Raw genomic sequence first — 14,766 nt, 5'->3', positions numbered from 1 at the left:
ACCCGCTGTTGGGGACCTTCTCAGGCGCCTCTCAGTTCCCTCAGCAAGACTGACCCGCATGCGCATCCTCGTTGTCGATGACGATCGGGCGGTCCGGGAGTCACTCCGGCGCTCGCTGCAGTTCAACGGCTACCAGGTCGAGACCGCGGGCGACGGCATGCAGGCGCTCGAGTCCGTGACCGCGGCCAGGCCGGACGCGATGGTGCTCGACGTGATGATGCCGCGCCTCGACGGGCTCGAGGTGTGCCGCAGGCTGCGCAGCACCGGTGACGACCTGCCGATCCTCGTGCTCACGGCGCGTGACGCCGTGAGCGACCGGGTGTCCGGGCTGGACGCCGGCGCCGACGACTACCTGCCCAAGCCGTTCGCGCTGGAGGAGCTGCTCGCCCGGCTGCGCGCGTTGCTGCGCAGGGCCACCCACGACACCGAGGCCGCCAACAGCTCGGCCGCCGTGCTCAAGTTCGCCGACCTGGAGCTCGACCCCTCCACGAGGGACGTCCGCCGCGGCGACCGGCCGATCAGCCTGACCCGCACCGAGTTCGCGCTGCTCGAGCTCCTGCTGGCGCACCCGCGCCAGGTGCTCACCCGCAGCCGCATCCTGGAGGACGTGTGGGGATACGACTTCCCGACCTCGGGCAACGCTCTGGAGGTCTACGTGGGCTACCTGCGCCGCAAGACGGAGGCGGAGGGCGAACCCAGGTTGATCCACACGGTGCGCGGGGTGGGCTACGTCCTGCGGGAGACCCCTCCGTGATCGCCGAACCCCAGGGACGGCTGCAACGGGCGTCGCTGCGGGCTCGCGTCACGTGGCTGGCCGCGTTCTGCGTCGCCGGCGCGGTCGCACTGGTGTCGTTCGGCGCGTACATGATCGTGCGCAAGAACGTCTACGACGCGCTGGACGAGAACCTGCGCGAGCGCGCGTCGGCCGTCGTGAACGGTGTCGCGTTCAGCTCCGACCAGGTGGCCTCCTACCCGGCGGCGTTCCTCGCGGCCGGTGACGTGCGGATGGGCCTGCTCTCCGGCGCGACCGGCACGTTGCGCTACCCGCAGAACTCGCAGGAGCCGCCGAACGCACCGCAGGCGCGCGAGGTCGCGCAGGGCCTGCGCAGCGACTACCTGTGGACCGACTACAAGACGGACACGCGGGCCATCGCGGTCGAGTACCAGAACGGCACGGCGATCGTGATCGCGCAGTCGCTGGAACCGCAACGCGCCACGCTCGCCAAGCTCAGCATCGTGCTGCTGCTGATCGGCGGCGCCGGCGTGCTGCTCGCGGCCATCGCGGGCACGGCCGTCGCGCGCACGGGCCTGCGGCCGGTGCAACGGCTCACCGAGGCCACCGAACGCGTCGCGAACACCGGTGACCTGACGCCGATCCCGGTGGCCGGCGACGACGAGCTCGCCCGGCTGACGCACAGCTTCAACGCGATGCTCGGCGCGGTCGCCGAGTCGCAGGAACGGCAGCGCCGCCTGGTCGCGGACGCCGGCCACGAGCTGCGCACCCCGCTGACGTCCATGCGCACCAACCTCGAACTCCTGCTGGCGTCCGAACGTCCGGATTCACCCACGTTGTCCGAAGAGGACAAGCGGGAGATCCAGTCCGATGTGCGCGCTCAGCTCGACGAGCTCACCACGCTCATCGGCGACCTGGTCGAACTGGCCCGTGAGGACGCACCCCAGGTCGTCCACGAACCCGTCGACCTCGTGGAGGTCGTGGAACGGTCGCTGGACCGCGCCCGCCGCCGTGCCTCGGGTGACGTCACCTTCGACGTGCGGCTGCAATCGTGGACACTTCTGGGTGATTCGAGTGCGCTGGAACGGGCGGTGCTGAACCTCCTCGACAACGCGGTGAAGTTCAGTCCGGCGGGTTCGGCGGTGCGGCTGGAGCTCCGCCAGGTGGGCGACGGCAGCGCCGTCGTGGAGGTGGCCGACGCGGGTCCCGGCATCGCGGACGCCGATCTACCTCACGTTTTCGAGCGGTTCTACCGTTCGTCCGAGGCGCGGACCCTGCCGGGCTCGGGTCTCGGGCTCGCCATCGTCAAGCAGGTGGCGCAACGGCACGGCGGCACGGCGACCGCGGGCAGAGCGCCCGAGGGCGGTGCCCTGTTCACGTTGCGCCTACCCGGACGTCCGTAAGGTGGGGCGTGTGAGTCATCGCGTGAACGACGATTCTTCGTCGACCTGGGAGACGACGCCTCCCTCCGGAGACGGGCCCGAGCCCGCTTCGCGCTTCTCCACGTCCTCGCCGTCGCCCGCGGCCCCGCCCCCTCAGGACGAGGAGCCGGAGCCGAGGTTCTCGAAGAAGAAGGCGAAGAAGAAGCAGCCGTTCTGGAAAGAGCTGCTGGTCATCTTCGGCGTGGCGCTGCTGCTGACCGTCGTCATCCAGACGTTCATCGCGCGCGTGTTCGTCATCCCGTCGGCATCGATGGAGACGACCCTGCACGGCTGCACGGGCTGCGTGAACGACAAGGTGCTGGTCGAGAAGATCACCTACCTGTTCCGCGACCCGCAGCCCGGCGACGTGATCGTCTTCCGCGGCCCGCCGAACTGGACCGGCGGCAAGCAGCCGCCCGGCTTCGTCCAGGGCACGCTGCAGGACATCGGTTCGATGGTGAACCTGTCCGAGCCCAGCGGCACCGACTTCATCAAGCGCGTCATCGCCGTCGGCGGCCAGACCGTCGAGTGCTGCGACGACAAGGGCCGCGTGCTCGTCGACGGCAAGCCGCTGGACGAGCCGTACATCAACTTCGGTCCCGGCCCGCGCCAGCAGGACTCGTTCGAGAAGGTCACCGTCCCCGCGGGCAAGCTGTGGGTGATGGGCGACAACCGCAACAACTCGTCCGACTCGCGCAAGCACGGCGACCCGACGCCCGCCGACGGCGCGATCCCGATCGACAACGTCGTGGGCAAGGCGCGGGTGATCGTGATCCCGGTCGGCCGGTGGGGTTCGATCTCCGACCACAACCCGCAGACCGGCGGTAGGTAGCCCGCACACGACAACGCCCCCGAGCCGACGGCCCGGGGGCGTTGCGCGTTGCCCGGTCAGCCCTTCGTCGCCCCCAGCGTCAGGCCGCCGACGAACTGCCGTTGCAGCACGAAGAACACCACCAGCGTGGGCAGCGCCACGAGCAGCGAGCCCGCCGCCACCAGGTTGTTGTCGGTGAAGAACGTGCCCTTGAGGTTCTGCAGCGCCGACGTCACCGGCATCTTGTCGCCGTCCTGGATCAGCACCAACGCCCACAGGAAGTCGTTGTAGATCCAGGTGAACTCCAGCGTCGCCAGCGCGGCCAGCACGGGCCGGCACAGCGGCAGGGTCAGCTGCCAGTACTGCCGGAACACCGACGCGCCGTCCACGCGGGCGGCCTCGGTCAGCTCGTACGGGATCGTCTTCATGTAGTTCGACAGCACGAACGTGCAGAAGCCGGACTGGAAGGCGATGTGGATCAGCACGACACCGACCGGCGAGTCGATCAGGGAGCCGCTCCCGCTGATCCACTCCGGCACCTCGATCAGCCGGTACAGGCGCCACAGCGGCGTCACGATCACCTGCTGCGGCAGCAGGTTGCCCGCGGTGAACACCATGAGCAGCACCAGGTTGAACCGGAAGCTGAACCGGGACACGCCGAAGGCCACCATCGAGCTGAGCAGCAGCGTGACGACCAGCGCCGGAACGGTGATCAGGAACGTGTTCCAGTAGAAGTGCGGCAGGTCGCCGACCTCCCACGCCTTCGCGAAGTTGTCCAGCGTGAGGGACTTCGCGATGGAGAAGTAGCCGTTGACCGACGTGTCGTCGTACGTGCGCAGCGAGGCGTAGACCGCCCACAGCAGCGGCGCCAGCGTCACGAGGCAGGTCAGGACCAGGAAGACGTGCAACGCCACCCGTGCCGGCGTCACCGTCCGCTTCTGCGCAGCCGGCACCGAGGGCCGGTCCAGCGTGGCCGTCACGTCCGGTTCTCCTTGCTGAACACCTGGTACAGGTACGGGATGATGACGCCGAGGGAGATCGTCAGCAGGACCACCGCGACCGCGGAACCACGGCCGATGCGCGACGCCTCACCGATGATGTTGTCGGTGACCAGCACCGACAGCAGCTCCAGGCCGTTGCGGCCTTTGTTGATGACGTAGACGATGTCGAACGCGCGCAGCGCCTCGATCACCGTCACCACGGCCACCACGATGTTCACCGGCTTCATCACCGGGAACGTGACGCGGAAGAACGTCTGCGCCGACGAGGCGCCGTCCAGCGCCGCGGCCTCCTTCAGCGCCGGGTCGACGGCCTTCAGGCCCGCCAGGTACAGCAGCATGATGTAGCCGGTGTGCCGCCACGCCGCCGCCACGAGCACCGCGTACAGGTTGATGTCCGAGTCGCCGATCCAGTCGACCGGGTCGGCGCTCAGGCCCAGCACCGAGTTCAGCAGGCCGCCGTCGGGCGTGTAGATCAGCTGCCAGATGAAGCCGACCAGCGCGAGCGACAGCACCATCGGCATGTACAGCGCGCTCTGGTAGACGCGGCTGAACCTGAGCTCGCGGTCGAGCAGCACGGCCAGCAGCAGACCGGCGCAGGTCGGTACGACGAGCAGGAACGCCAGCCAGATCAGGTTGTGCTGCACCGCGGGCCAGAACCGCGGGTACTCGGTGAAGATCTCGACGTAGTTCTCGACACCGATCCACTCGATGTCCTCGAAGCCGCCGATGCCGTTCCACTTGCTGAACGACAGCACGACCGAGCCCAGCGTCGGGATCCACACGAACAGCAGGTGCACGGCGGTGGGGATGCCGAGCATGAGCCCCAGCACGAGCTTGTCCGTGCCCGCGAGGGCGGTGGCACGTCCTCCACGCCGGCGAGGCGGCGGCCCCTGGGGGACCACCGCCCGCGGCTTCTCCTGCACCGCGGTCATTTGAAGATGTTCTTCGCCTGGTCGGCCATGCCCTTGAGCACGGAGTCGATGTCGTCGGGGTTCTTGATGAACGAGATGAGCCCGTTGGTGGCGGCCTCGCTCGCGAAGCCGGGGTCGGTGTCGCGGTCGAGGAACTGCGTGATGTGCTTGGCGTTCTTGATGGTGTCCGCCACCTTCTTCTGCAGCGGGCTGTAGCCGGACTGGTCCGCCTTCTGGTTGGTCGCGACCGCGGTCGGGTCGGCCTTCAGGTAGGCGAGCTGCGGCTCGGCGGAGGACAGGTATTCGAGCAGCTTGAGCGCGCCGTCGGGGTTGGCCGGCTTCTTGGCCATCAGGTAGCCGTCGATCGGCGCCTCGACCGTGTCGGTGCCGTGCTCGGGGTTGATCTCCGGGAACGGGAAGAAGTCGAGGTCCGCCTTGTCGGCGTCCGGGAACTGCTGGCCCACGAACGCGCCCAGCAGGTACATGCCGGACTTCTTCTGCTGCAACGTCTGCGCGGCTTCCTGCCACTCGCGGCCCAGGGCGTTCTCCTGGTGGAACGGCAGCAGCCGCTTCCAGGTGTCGAAGACGTCCTTGACCTTCTTGTCCTGCCAGTTCTCCTTGCCGGCCAGCAGGTCGACGTGGAACTGGTAGCCGTTGATGCGGAAGTTCAGCTGGTCGAACGTGCCCATGCCGGGCCAGCCCTGCTTCTGCGCGAAGGCGATCGGGATCAGACCGTCGGCCTTCATCTTCGTCGAGAGCGCGACGAGCTCGTCGAGCGTCTTCGGCACCTCGTAGCCGCGTTCCTGCCACAGGCTCTTGCGGTAGAACATGCCCCAGGCGTACTGCGTGAACGGCACGAAGTACTGCTTCTTGTCCGAGCCGGTCGACGCCTGCTTGAGGGCGTCGGAGTAGTTGCCGCCGATCTTGCCCCACAGGTCGGTGAGGTCACCGGTGAGACCCTGGTCGGCGAAGAACCGCATGCGGTAGCCGGCGAACCAGGCGAGCACGTCGTCCGGCTTGCCCTGCAGGTAGTTGTTGATCTGCTCCTGGTACTGCTCGTGCTGCTTGGTGTTGATCGTGACCGACAGGCCGCCCGAGTTCGCCTCGAACGCCTTCAGCGCCGCGGTGATCGCGTCCTTCGGCACCTGGTCGCTCAGGTTGTTGCCGAAGGTCACCACCTTGGAGTCCGTGCCGGAGCCCGAGCCGCCGCCACAGGCCGCGAGACCACCGGTCGCGGCGACACCGGCACCGGCCAGCATGACGCGCAGCATGGTGCGCCTGCCGAAGTGAGGCATGGGAGTGGAACCCGACCCGTACCGAACCATCATCGCTCCTACAGGTGACACTCGCTCGTGCGAACCGAACAGGACTCAAACAAAGTTGCGCACAATGTGGTCCCAGGCACACATCCTGTCAAGCCCTGTTACGCAGCTGTTAAACCGGTGCACAGCCCGTATCCGGGTCGTTCCCTGTACCCGTTCGGGTCAACCGCCGAACAGACCCAAACGCGAAGTGTTGTTTGCTTGTGTTGACGTTGGGGGTTGTTGTCGGCCACGCTTGCCGCCGTGACGACTTGGCCCACGGACCTGCCCGGCCTCGGCTGGGGTGCCGACTACAACCCCGAGCAGTGGCCCGAACACGTGTGGGCCGAGGACGTCGAGCTCATGCGCCGGGCCGGGGTGAACCTGGTCAGCGTGGGGATCTTCTCCTGGGCGAAGATCGAGGTCAGCAAGGGCGAGTACCGGTTCGGCTGGCTCGACCGGGTGCTCGACCTGCTGCACGAGGGCGGCATCCGCGTCGACCTCGCGACCGCCACCGCCGCGCCGCCGCCGTGGCTGACCACCGAGTACCCCGAGATGTTGCCCGTCCGGGCGGACGGTGTGCGGCTCTCGCACGGCTCACGGCAGGCCTACTGCCCGTCGTCGCCGATCTACCGCGACCGGGCGACCGCCCTCGCGGCCGAGATGGCGACGCACTACCGCGACCACCCGGCGCTGGCCGCGTGGCACGTCGGCAACGAGTACGGCTGCCACGTCAACCGCTGCTACTGCGACACGTGCGCGGAGTCGTTCCGCGAGTGGCTCGCCGCCCGCTACACGCTCGACCAGCTCAACGACGCGTGGTCCACGGCGTTCTGGAGCCAGGGCTACACCGACTTCGCGCAGGTCCTGCCGCCGCGGGTGACGCCGACGTTCGCCAACCCGGCGCACGTGCTCGACTTCGACCGGTTCAGCGACGACGCGCTGCTGGAGCTCTACAAGGCCGAGCGCGACGTGCTGCGGATGATCACGCCGGACGTGCCGGTCACCACGAACTTCATGGTCAACTGGACGTTCAACGCCCTCGACTACTGGAAGTGGGCGCGCGAGGTCGACTTCGTCTCCAACGACCACTACACCGAGTCGCAGTCGCCCGACCGGCACATCGAGCTCGCCATGTCCGCCGACCTCACCCGCGGGCTGGCCGGCGGCAAGCCGTGGCTGCTGATGGAGCACTCGACGTCCGCGGTCAACTGGCAGCACCGCAACATCGCCAAGCTGCCGGGGGAGATGCGGCGGCACTCGTTCCAGCACATCGCCCGCGGCGCGGACGGCACGCTGTTCTTCCAGTGGCGGCAGTCGCGCGGCGGCAGCGAGCGCTACCACTCGGCCATGGTCCCGCACGCCGGCACGGACACCAAGGTGTACCGCGAGGTCTGCCAGGTCGGCGCCGAGTACGGACGGCTCGCCGAGGTCGTCGGCTCCACTGTGGACGCTCCGGTCGCGATCCTGTTCGACTACCGCTCCGGCTGGGCGCTGCGGCAGGACGCGCACCCGACCGCCGACTTCGACCACTGGCAGCACGTCCTGGGCTACTACAAGGCGCTCTGGCACGCCGGTGTCACGGTCGACTTCGTCGCGCCGGGCACCAACCTCTCGGCGTACTCGCTGGTCGTGGTGCCGGCGTTCTACACCGTGTCCGACGCGCACGCCGCGGTGGTCGCGGACTACGTGGCCGGCGGCGGTCATGTCGTTGTCACGTACTTGTCCGGGGTTGCCGACGAGCACACGCGGGTGCGGCTGGGCGGCTACCCCGGCGCGTTCCGCGACGTGCTCGGCGCCTGCTCCGAGGAGTTCTTCCCGCTGCGGCAGGGCGAAACCGTCACGCTGACCGACGGCTCGACCTGCTCGCTGTGGACCGAGCACCTGCACCTGCGCGGCGCCGAGGTCGTCGCCTCCTACGCCGACGGACCGTTGCCCGGGGTGGCCGCCGTGACCCGGAACGCGTTTGGCAACGGCGTGGCGTGGTACATCGCGTGTGACCTCGACGAGGAAGGTCTCGGCCGAACGGTGGGAAGCGCGCTTTCCGGTGCGGGCGTTGCGGTGTCGCCCAAGGGAGTCGAACACCGCGGGATCGAGCTCGTGCGGCGGCACGGGGACGTATCGTGGCTCTTCGCCGTCAACCACACCGACACCGACGCGCAGATCGAGGCGTCCGGTGTCGACGTGTTGTCCGGCACGAAGGTCTCCGGGCGCCTCACCGTGCGAGCCGGGGACGTCGTCGTCCTCAGGGAAGAGGTGTGAGGTGCTGGCACGTCAACGGCAAGCGGTGATCCTGGAAGAGGTCAGGCGGACGGGAGCGGTGCGCGTGAGCGACCTCGTCGTCCGGCTCGGCGTCTCCGACATGACCGTGCGCCGCGACCTCGACGTGCTCGCCTCCCGCGGCTTGGTGGAGAAGGTCTACGGCGGCGCCACCACCGTGGTCGGCCGGTCGACCGACGAACCCGGTTTCGAGGCCAAGTCGGTCCGCCAGCTGCCGGAGAAGGAGGCGATCGCGGCCCAGGCCGCGGGCCTCGTGCGGCCGGGGACGGCCATCGGCCTGTCCGCGGGTACGACGACGTGGACGTTAGCCAGGTTCCTCGACGACATCCCGGACCTGACGGTCGTCACGAACTCGATCCGCGTGGCGGACGTGCTGCAGCAGAGCGGCCGCACCGACCGCACGGTCGTGCTCACCGGCGGCGTGCGCACGCCGTCCGACGCGCTGGTGGGACCGGTGGCGGTGCAGGCGTTGCGCTCGCTGCACCTGGACGTGGTGTTCCTGGGCGTGCACGGCATGGCCGAGCGCTCCGGCTTCACCACCCCGAACCTGAACGAGAGCGAGACGGACCGCGCGCTGGTCGACGCCGCGGGCCGGGTGGTGGTCGTCGCCGACCACACCAAGTGGGGCACCGTGGGCATCTCCACGATTGCCGATCTCGACGAGGCGGACGTGCTGGTGACCGACGAGGGTCTGCCGGACGACGCGCGTGCGGTGCTCGCCGAGCAGGTGGGCGAGTTGGTGCTGGCCCATGTACCGGGAAGTGGCGAGGAGTTGGCGTGAGGCGTACCGCGGGAAAGCTGGCGGACGGCCGGGAGATCATCTACTTCGACGACAGCGCCGAGGCGCCGCCGCGGGTCGCGGTGGACACGCGGGACCTCCCCGAGACGCAGCCGATGTCGGAGGTGCGGCTGGACCCGCTGACCCGCGAGTGGGTCGCCATGGCGGCGCACCGGCAGACGCGGACCTACAAGCCGCCGGCGGACCTGTGCCCGCTGTGCCCGTCGACACCGGGCCGGCCCACGGAGATCCCCGAGGCCGACTACGACGTCGTGGTGTTCGAGAACCGGTTCCCGTCGCTCGCGCAGAACGTGCCGGACGTGCCGTCCACTGTGGATGGTGAGCCGCTGTTCGTGCGCGCGCCGGGGCGTGGCCGGTGCGAGGTCGTGTGCTTCACCTCGGACCACAACAAGTCGTTCGGCGAGCTCTCGGCCTCGCGCGTGCGCACCGTCGTGGACGCGTGGGCGGACCGGGTCGCCTTCCTGTCAACGTTGCCAGGGGTCGAGCAGGTCTTCCCGTTCGAGAACCGCGGCGAAGAGATCGGCGTGACGCTCTCGCACCCGCACGGGCAGATCTACGCCTACCCGTTCGTGACACCGCGGACCGAGCGGATGCTCGAAGCCGCGCTGGAGTACCACGCGGCGCACGGGCGTCCGTTGTTCGGCGACGTGCTGGAGGCGGAGCTGCGCGCGGGTGCGCGGATCGTGGAGGAGTCGGCGCACTGGGTCGCGTTCGTGCCCGCGGCCGCGCGCTGGCCGGTCGAGGTGGTGCTGGCGCCCCGGCGCCAGGTGGCGGACCTGGCCGCACTGTCCTCTGTGGAGCGTGACGACTTCGCCGAGCTGTACCTGAAGGTGCTGCACCGGCTGGACGCGTTGTACGACCGGCCGTTGCCCTACATCGCGGCGTGGCACCAGGCGCCCGTGAACGCGGGCCGCGACGAGATGTGGCTGCACCTGCAGGTGTTCTCGGTGCTGCGGACGAAGGACAAGCTGAAGTACCTCGCGGGCTCCGAGTCCGGCGAGGCGGTGTGGATCAACGACGTCACCCCGGAGCAGATCGCGGAGCGGCTGCGGGCGCTGCGGTGAACCCTCACGGAGCTCAAAGGCTGGTTTAAGGGTTCTCTCAGGACGGCACCCGACACTATGGGTATGACCGAGAGCAACCAGCCAGCGCAGCAGCCGGACGAGCCGCACTCCGCGCAGCCGACCGCCGGTCACACCGACTCCGGTGCGCGGGAGCAGGGCCCGCAGTCGCCGGATCCCGGCCAGCCGGATCCTTTGCAGGGGGGATCCGGCCAGGCTGGGGCTACCTCGTCCGGCGCACCTCACGCCGGCGTTCCGTCGGCCGGCAGCTCTCCGGCCGCTGGTTCTTCAGCCGGTGGCTCTCCGGCCGCTGGTTCTACGGCTGGCAGCTCTTCGGCCGGCACACCTCTCGGCGGCGAGACCGCCCCCTCTTCTCCGGCCCAGCCGCAGGTGCCCTCACCTGACGCGGGCCAGGCGCAGCTCGGCGGGTCCGGACCCGGCCGGCAGCAGTTCCCGCCCTCCGGGTCCGGCCAACTTCCCCCGGGACACCCGCTGGGCCTGGGGAGCACCACCGCGCAGTTCGACACCCCCGGTCAGCCCGGTCCGTTCAGCCCGCCCGGCCAGCACGGTCAGCCGGGCCAGCCCGGTCAGCCCGGCACCGGTGCGTTCTACCTCCCGCCCGGCTACCAGTCGTCGGTGCCGCCGCGTCCCAAGGGGCGCGGCAAGATCGTCGCCGGGGTGGCCGCGCTGGTGCTGCTCGTCGGCGGCCTCTCCGGTGGCCTCGGCGGCTACCTGGGCTACACGTTCGCGAACGACTCGTCCGCGGTCAGCTCGCTCGACTCCCCGCGCCCGGCCTCGCAGACGTCCAACGCCGCGCCCGGCTCGGTGGAGGAGGTCGCGGCCAAGATGCTGCAGTCCGTCGTGCAGATCCAGGTCGTCACGCGGTCCGGTGCCGGCGAGGGCTCCGGGTTCGTGATCTCCAGCAACGGCCAGATCGTGACGAACAACCACGTCATCGAGGGCGCGGCGAGCGGCGGCAGCATCAAGGTCGTCTTCCAGGACGGCAAGACCGCCACCGCGAAGATCCTCGGCCGCGACCCCAGCTCCGACATCGCCGTGATCCAGGCCGACGGCGTCTCGAACGCCCCGGTCGTGCAGCTCGGCAACTCCGGTGACCTGAAGATCGGTCAGAGCGTCGTCGCGATCGGCTCGCCGTTCGAGCTGTCCGGCACCGTCACCTCCGGCATCGTCAGCTCGCTCAACCGCCCGGTCTCCGCTGACGGCGACTCGCCCAACTCGCAGGCCACCGTGCTGAACGCCATCCAGACCGACGCCGCGATCAACCCCGGCAACTCCGGCGGCCCGCTGGTGAACATGCAGGGCCAGGTCGTCGGCATCAACAGCGCCATCTACAGCCCGAACTCCGCGCGCGGTCAGGCCGGTTCGGTCGGCATCGGCTTCGCGATCCCGATGGACCAGGCCCGCCGCACGATCGACGAGATCGTGAAGACCGGCAAGCCCAAGCAGACCGTGCTCGGCGTCGAGGTCCGCGAGGCCCAGGACGGTGGCGCGCAGGTCAGCAAGGTGACCGCCGGTGGCGCCGCGGAGAAGGCGGGCCTCAAGGAAGGCGACGTGATCACCAAGTTCGGTGACCGCCGCATCGACAGCTCCGACACCCTCGTGGCCGCCGTCCGCTCCAAGGCGCCCGGCGACAAGGTGACGGTGACGCTGTCGGACGGCAGGACCGTGGAAGCCACCCTCGGCGGGGTCGAGGTGGGATAGGTCGGGGGCACGCCTGACCGGACCGCCGCCGCCGTCCGAGCCAGGCGTGACGACCCGGAGACCGTCTCTGCACGCACCTGCCCCGCGCGCAGAGACGGTCTTCTTTTTCGTGTCACGCGGGGGCCCGCGTGACCTGATTACGGAGTGCTGACGGATGCGGGCGTGGGCCGTGCCGGTGGCTTAGCGTGGTGACGTGGTGGAACGGGTGCTTGTCGTCGACGACGACACGACGGTGCGGGACGTGGTGCGCCGCTACCTCGAACACGCCGGGTACGACGTCGAGCTCGCCGGCGACGGGGAACAGGCGTTGCGGGCGCTCGCCGTGCGGGAACCGGACATCGTGGTCCTGGACCTGATGCTGCCGGGCATCGACGGCCTCGAGGTGTGCCGGCGGATCCGCGAGCGCGGGTCGACGCCGGTGGTGATGCTGACCGCGCTCGGCGAGGAGGAGGACCGCATCGCCGGCCTGCAGATCGGGGCCGACGACTACGTCACGAAGCCCTTCAGCCCGCGCGAGCTCGCGTTGCGGGTCAGCTCGGTGCTGCGGCGCGCGAACCGGGCCTACGAGCCCCGGACCGTGCGCGACGGCAACCTGGTGCTCGACCTGGCCGCGCACACGGCGACGCTGGACGGCATGCCGTTGCAGCTGACGACCCGCGAGTTCGACCTGCTGGCGTTCTTCATCGGCAACGCGGGCCGCGCGTTCGGCCGGGCCGAGCTGCTGGAACGGGTGTGGGGCTGGCAGTTCGGCGACCAGTCGACCGTGACGGTCCACGTGCGACGGTTGCGGGAGAAGATCGAGAAGGACCCGGCCAAACCGGTGCGGCTCAGCACCGTGTGGGGCGTCGGCTACCGGTACGACCCGTGTCCGGCCAGGTGAACCCCGGCTGGCTGGGCCGGGTGTCGCTGACCACCGCGATGACCGTCATGGTCATCGTGCCGGTGGTGGCGACCATCGCGGGCGTGCTCGCGGTCAGCGGGTTCATGTTCACGCCGATGCTGACGGCGACCCTGGTGGCGTGCCTGCTGGTCGCCGTGGTCACCGTGCCGTTCTCGATCGTCCTGGGCCGCGCGATCGCACGCCGCAGCGTCTGGGAACGCGAGGCCGAGGCGGCGCGGCGGCAGCTGGTGGCGTGGATCAGCCACGACCTGCGCACACCGCTCGCGGGCATCAGGGCCATGACCGAGGCGCTGGAGGACGGCCTCGTCTCCGAACCGGGCGAGGTGGCCGTCTACGCCAAGCAGATCGCCCAGGAGGCCGACCACCTGTCGAAGATGGTCGACGACCTGTTCGAGCTCTCCCGCATCACCGCGGGCGCCCTGAAGCTGACGTTGCACGACGTGCGCCTGGCCGACGTGGTGAGCGACGTAGTGGCCGCCTCCGCACCCGTGGCCGCGCTGAAGGGCGTCGAACTGCGCGCCGACGCTCGCGAATGGCCGGTCGTGCGCGGCACCGAACCAGAACTGATGCGTGTCGTGCGCAACCTTGTGTCGAACGCCATCCGCCACACCCCCCAGGGCGGTACGGTGGCCGTGCAGGTCGATGTGGACGGACCCGACGCGGTCGTGCGCGTCGACGACGCGTGCGGCGGCATCCCCGCTGACGTGCTGCCCCAGGTGTTCGACGTGGGCTTCCGCGGCGCCGCACACCGCAATCCCGTCGGCGCCGGCCTGGGCCTCGCGATCGCCCGCGGCCTCGTCGACGCCCACCACGGCCAGATCGAGGTCCAGAACCACGGTCCTGGCTGCCGCTTCGAAGTCAGACTCCCGCTACGGTGATCGTATGGAACGCAGCGCTCAGCGCCTTGGCCGCGCTTTGGTCGTGATCGTGGACGACCGGGTGGCGCACGGCGAGCAGGAGGACAACTCCGGTCCCCTCGTCACCGAACTGCTGGAAGAAGCCGGCTTCATCGTCGACGGCACCGTCGCCGTCGAGGGCGAGGTGGTCGACATCCGAGCCGCCCTCAACACCGCAGTCATCGGCGGCGTCGACCTCGTCGTCACCGTCGGCGGCACCGGCGTGTCCCCGCGCGACGTGGCCCCCGACGCCACACAGGGCGTGCTGGACCGCCCCATCCACGGCATCGCGGAAGCCCTTCGGGCCTCCGGCCTGGCCGCCGGAGCCGTCGACGCGGGCATCTCGCGTGGACTCGCCGGCGTGTCGGGCAGCACGCTCGTCGTGAACCTGGCCGGCTCCCGGTCCGCGGTTCGCGACGGCATGGCGACCCTGTCGTCGCTGGTGCCCTACGTGATCGAGCAGCTCTCCGGGCTTGACGAAGAGTGAAGTAGTGGGAGAGCAGGAAGAGACTCGGGCGGCCGATGACGACGACGCGGTGAAGCGGCGGCGGCGGCGTCGGCTGGCTGAGGTTTTCGGGGATGTGCTGCCGGAGACCACGGCGGATGAGCGTGGTGACGGTGAAGGGGACCGTGAAGGGTGGTACCGGGAGAACCGACCGCCGCATCACGGGGGCTGAAGGGGCTTTCGCGCGGTCGTGTGTCTGTCGCCTTGGGTGCGCGGGTCCGTGGTCTGTCGCCTTGGCACCGGGGTTGGGTTGCGTCCGTTGTCTGTCACCTTGGCACCGGGGTGGCTCGGGCACGTGAGCGATCACCTTGGGTGGTTGGTTGCGCAGGCAGGGACGACGTTCGGGGTTCATCGCCGCTTCGCGACGATAGCGATTGGGGCTTGACTTCGAGCCTCTTGCGGGGCGATGAGTCGGCCTTAAAAA

Annotated in this window: 13 protein-coding genes; 10 read left to right on the top strand and 3 right to left on the bottom strand. The window is 69.6% G+C overall.

Features of this window, described 5'->3' with window-relative positions:
- Positions 1-58: 58 nt before the first annotated feature.
- Genes ADL03_RS02510 through lepB form a run of 3 tightly spaced genes read left to right on the top strand, consistent with a single transcriptional unit; the run spans position 59 to position 2,986 of the window.
- Entirely contained in the window at positions 59-754 is a 696-nt protein-coding gene (locus tag ADL03_RS02510; protein ID WP_053731714.1) for a response regulator transcription factor, read from the top strand.
- Positions 751-2,136, top strand: a complete 1,386-nt coding sequence (locus ADL03_RS02505) for a cell wall metabolism sensor histidine kinase WalK (RefSeq protein ID WP_053731713.1) — start codon at positions 751-753, stop codon at positions 2,134-2,136. The genes ADL03_RS02510 and ADL03_RS02505 overlap by 4 nt, the downstream gene beginning before the upstream one ends.
- A 10-nt stretch (positions 2,137-2,146) precedes the next feature.
- On the top strand, positions 2,147-2,986 hold the full coding sequence (gene lepB, locus ADL03_RS02500) for a signal peptidase I (RefSeq protein WP_231641374.1): 840 nt from the start codon (positions 2,147-2,149) through the stop codon (positions 2,984-2,986).
- 56 nt (positions 2,987-3,042) lie between these two features.
- Here the strand turns inward: lepB and ADL03_RS02495 are convergent, their stop codons facing one another.
- The 3 genes from ADL03_RS02495 to ADL03_RS02485 are packed head-to-tail and all read right to left on the bottom strand — an operon-like array spanning position 3,043 to position 6,172.
- A complete protein-coding gene (locus ADL03_RS02495; protein WP_082372818.1) occupies positions 3,043-3,945 on the bottom strand; it encodes a carbohydrate ABC transporter permease in 903 nt (300 codons plus the stop codon).
- A complete protein-coding gene (locus ADL03_RS02490) occupies positions 3,942-4,898 on the bottom strand; it encodes a carbohydrate ABC transporter permease (protein WP_053731711.1) in 957 nt (318 codons plus the stop codon). The genes ADL03_RS02495 and ADL03_RS02490 overlap by 4 nt, the downstream gene beginning before the upstream one ends.
- Positions 4,895-6,172, bottom strand: coding sequence for an ABC transporter substrate-binding protein (locus ADL03_RS02485; protein WP_053731710.1), 1,278 nt, complete (start codon positions 6,170-6,172; stop codon positions 4,895-4,897). The genes ADL03_RS02490 and ADL03_RS02485 overlap by 4 nt, the downstream gene beginning before the upstream one ends.
- Positions 6,173-6,442: 270 nt before the next feature.
- Between ADL03_RS02485 and ADL03_RS02480 the strand changes: the two genes are divergently transcribed.
- The 7 genes from ADL03_RS02480 (at position 6,443) to ADL03_RS02450 (ending at position 14,324) form a co-directional block, all read left to right on the top strand.
- Entirely contained in the window at positions 6,443-8,440 is a 1,998-nt protein-coding gene (locus tag ADL03_RS02480; RefSeq protein ID WP_053731709.1) for a beta-galactosidase, read from the top strand.
- The gene (locus tag ADL03_RS02475) at positions 8,355-9,239 is read left to right on the top strand and encodes a DeoR/GlpR family DNA-binding transcription regulator (RefSeq protein ID WP_369808919.1); all 885 of its coding nucleotides are present in this window, start codon (positions 8,355-8,357) and stop codon (positions 9,237-9,239) included. Before ADL03_RS02480 ends, ADL03_RS02475 begins: the two co-directional genes overlap by 86 nt.
- Positions 9,236-10,321 carry a galactose-1-phosphate uridylyltransferase gene (gene galT, locus ADL03_RS02470; protein ID WP_053731707.1) on the top strand — a complete coding sequence of 362 codons (1,086 nt, stop codon included), beginning with the start codon at positions 9,236-9,238 and terminating at the stop codon, positions 10,319-10,321. Before ADL03_RS02475 ends, galT begins: the two co-directional genes overlap by 4 nt.
- A gap of 387 nt (positions 10,322-10,708) precedes the next feature.
- Positions 10,709-12,040, top strand: a complete 1,332-nt coding sequence (locus ADL03_RS02465; protein WP_197288018.1) for a S1C family serine protease — start codon at positions 10,709-10,711, stop codon at positions 12,038-12,040.
- A 196-nt stretch (positions 12,041-12,236) separates the two neighbouring features.
- On the top strand, positions 12,237-12,920 hold the full coding sequence (locus tag ADL03_RS02460; RefSeq protein ID WP_197288017.1) for a response regulator transcription factor: 684 nt from the start codon (positions 12,237-12,239) through the stop codon (positions 12,918-12,920).
- Positions 12,905-13,819, top strand: coding sequence for a sensor histidine kinase KdpD (locus ADL03_RS02455; RefSeq protein ID WP_053731705.1), 915 nt, complete (start codon positions 12,905-12,907; stop codon positions 13,817-13,819). The genes ADL03_RS02460 and ADL03_RS02455 overlap by 16 nt, the downstream gene beginning before the upstream one ends.
- Before the next feature lie 4 nt (positions 13,820-13,823).
- Entirely contained in the window at positions 13,824-14,324 is a 501-nt protein-coding gene (locus tag ADL03_RS02450) for a molybdenum cofactor biosynthesis protein B (protein WP_053731704.1), read from the top strand.
- Positions 14,325-14,766: the final 442 nt, after the last annotated feature.

It is taken from the genome of Nocardia sp. NRRL S-836 (assembly GCF_001279525.1).
Lineage (GTDB): Bacteria > Actinomycetota > Actinomycetes > Mycobacteriales > Pseudonocardiaceae > Lentzea.
The sequence above is the reverse complement of the archived record's forward strand: the minus strand, read 5'-3'. Positions and strand labels throughout refer to the sequence as shown.

Coding starts and splice junctions, on each gene's coding strand:
- ADL03_RS02510 (WP_053731714.1), top strand. CDS start 59: ATGCGCATCCTCGTTGTCGATGACGATCGGGCGGTCCGGGAGTCACTC.
- ADL03_RS02490 (WP_053731711.1), bottom strand. CDS start 4,898: ATGACCGCGGTGCAGGAGAAGCCGCGGGCGGTGGTCCCCCAGGGGCCG.
- ADL03_RS02485 (WP_053731710.1), bottom strand. CDS start 6,172: ATGCCTCACTTCGGCAGGCGCACCATGCTGCGCGTCATGCTGGCCGGT.
- ADL03_RS02450 (WP_053731704.1), top strand. CDS start 13,824: ATGGAACGCAGCGCTCAGCGCCTTGGCCGCGCTTTGGTCGTGATCGTG.